At 51.0% G+C, this 2,500-nt stretch carries 2 rRNA genes (1 of these 2 only partly in view); both read right to left on the bottom strand.

Annotated elements, in window-relative coordinates:
• Window positions 1–436: 436 nt before the first annotated feature.
• Window positions 437–552: ribosomal RNA gene (rrf, locus tag ACG1BZ_RS22225) — 5S ribosomal RNA — on the bottom strand.
• 203 nt (window positions 553–755) lie between these two features.
• Window positions 756–2,500, bottom strand: a 23S ribosomal RNA gene (locus ACG1BZ_RS22230) (it continues 1,137 nt past the right edge of the window).

The raw sequence follows: 2,500 nt of genomic DNA on the forward strand, positions 1-2,500 counted from the left end.
AGGGGTTTATTTTTTGGAGTGGAAACTGACTAATTTATTTAGAGCTATTTTTGCAAGTTATCGGAAATACTGGACCCACACTGTAGGCGGGCAGTTCTCGTCAGCCTGCGGTGCATGACTCCGGATTTATGAACGGCTCACATAGCAGCGCAGGCACGCGAGATAGTGAAAATATTTACCGCACCCTAAAAAGAAAACCCCGGCAGTGCAGCTGGTGTAGGTTTCTTTATTAGAAACCTGACAGCTGGTGACGGTTTAGCCTGCCGAAGGTCACTCCGAGGGTGAGAGCCACAGGCTCAAACCACTATGACTTTGCACGCAGCGCGTCTCTCTTCTTTCCCTTTCTTATTTTTTGTTTTTGTTTTTTGCTTCTTTAAAAATATTTTTCAACCATAAAAAAAGGGCCACCCTATTGGGTGGCCCTTTCGGATTAGAAGCCTGACGATGACCTACTCTCACATGGGGAAGCCCCACACTACCATCGGCGATGTTGCGTTTCACTTCTGAGTTCGGCAAGGGATCAGGTGGTTCCACAACTCTATTGTCGTCAGGCAAACTGGCTTGGGTTGGCGTTGGTCTTATAAGCAATGTGCTTGGCCTGCCGTGTTATCGCTGTTTGCCTTGGTCATATTGTTGACCGGCGATAACCCCAAATAAGTCGGTAAAACAATCTGTAGTAATACACCGCAAGCGATCGTATGTCTCTAACTCACAATCCGCTAGCTTAGCTAGTCGTTAGTAACCATCTCTGTTGTATGGTCAAGCCGCACGGGCAATTAGTACTGGTTAGCTCAACGCCTCACAACGCTTCCACACCCAGCCTATCAACGTGGTAGTCTTCCACGGCCCTTCAGGAGGCTCAAGGCCTCAGGGAGATCTTATCTTGAAGGAGGCTTCCCGCTTAGATGCTTTCAGCGGTTATCCCGTCCGAACATAGCTACCCGGCAATGCCACTGGCGTGACAACCGGAACACCAGAGGTTCGTTCACTCCGGTCCTCTCGTACTAGGAGCAACTCTTCTCAAATCTCCAACGCCCACGGCAGATAGGGACCGAACTGTCTCACGACGTTCTAAACCCAGCTCGCGTACCACTTTAAATGGCGAACAGCCATACCCTTGGGACCGGCTTCAGCCCCAGGATGTGATGAGCCGACATCGAGGTGCCAAACACCGCCGTCGATGTGAACTCTTGGGCGGTATCAGCCTGTTATCCCCGGAGTACCTTTTATCCGTTGAGCGATGGCCCTTCCATACAGAACCACCGGATCACTATGACCTACTTTCGTACCTGCTCGACATGTCTGTCTCGCAGTCAAGCGCACTTATACCATTATGCTCATTGCATGATTTCCGACCATGCTGAGTGCACCTTCGTACTCCTCCGTTACTCTTTGGGAGGAGACCGCCCCAGTCAAACTACCCACCATACACTGTCCTCGATCCGGATAACGGACCAGAGTTAGAACCTCAAACATACCAGGGTGGTATTTCAAGGACGGCTCCACAACAACTAGCGTCATTGCTTCAAAGCCTCCCACCTATCCTACACAAATAGGCTCAAAGTTCAGTGCAAAGCTGTAGTAAAGGTTCACGGGGTCTTTCCGTCTAGCCGCGGGTACACTGCATCTTAACAGCGATTTCAATTTCACTGAGTCTCTGGTGGAGACAGCGTGGCCATCGTTACGCCATTCGTGCAGGTCGGAACTTACCCGACAAGGAATTTCGCTACCTTAGGACCGTTATAGTTACGGCCGCCGTTTACCGGGGCTTCGATCAAGAGCTTCGCCGAAGCTAACCCCATCAATTAACCTTCCGGCACCGGGCAGGCGTCACACCCTATACGTCCTCTTACGAGTTTGCAGAGTGCTATGTTTTTAATAAACAGTCGCAGCCACCTGGTCACTTCGACCGGCCTCAGCTTAGGGAGCAAGTCCCATCACCAAAACCGGCGTACCTTCTCCCGAAGTTACGGTACCATTTTGCCTAGTTCCTTCACCAGAGTTCTCTCAAGCGCCTTGGTATTCTCTACCTGACCACCTGTGTCGGTTTAGAGTACGATTCACTATTACCTGAAGCTTAGAAGTTTTTCCTGGAAGCAGGGCATCAACCACTTCACCCACTAAGTGGGCTTCGTCATCAGTTCTCAGCCTTAGGGACCCGGATTTGCCTAAGTCCCCAGCCTACAACCTTAAACATGGACAACCAATCGCCATGCTGGCCTAGCCTTCTCCGTCACTCCGTCGCAGTAATAGCGAGTACAGGAATATTAACCTGTTTCCCATCGACTACGGCTTTCGCCCTCGCCTTAGGGGTCGACTAACCCTGTCCCGATTAGCGTTGGACAGGAACCCTTGGTCTTCCGGCGGGGAGGTTTTTCACCTCCCTTATCGTTACTCATGTCAGCATTCGCACTTGTGATACCTCCAGCAGACCTCCCGATCCACCTTCAACGGCTTACACAACGCTCCTCTACCATGCTCCTAAGAGCATCCGCAGCTT

This window comes from Microbulbifer sp. CNSA002, assembly GCF_047324085.1.
GTDB lineage: Bacteria > Pseudomonadota > Gammaproteobacteria > Pseudomonadales > Cellvibrionaceae > Microbulbifer.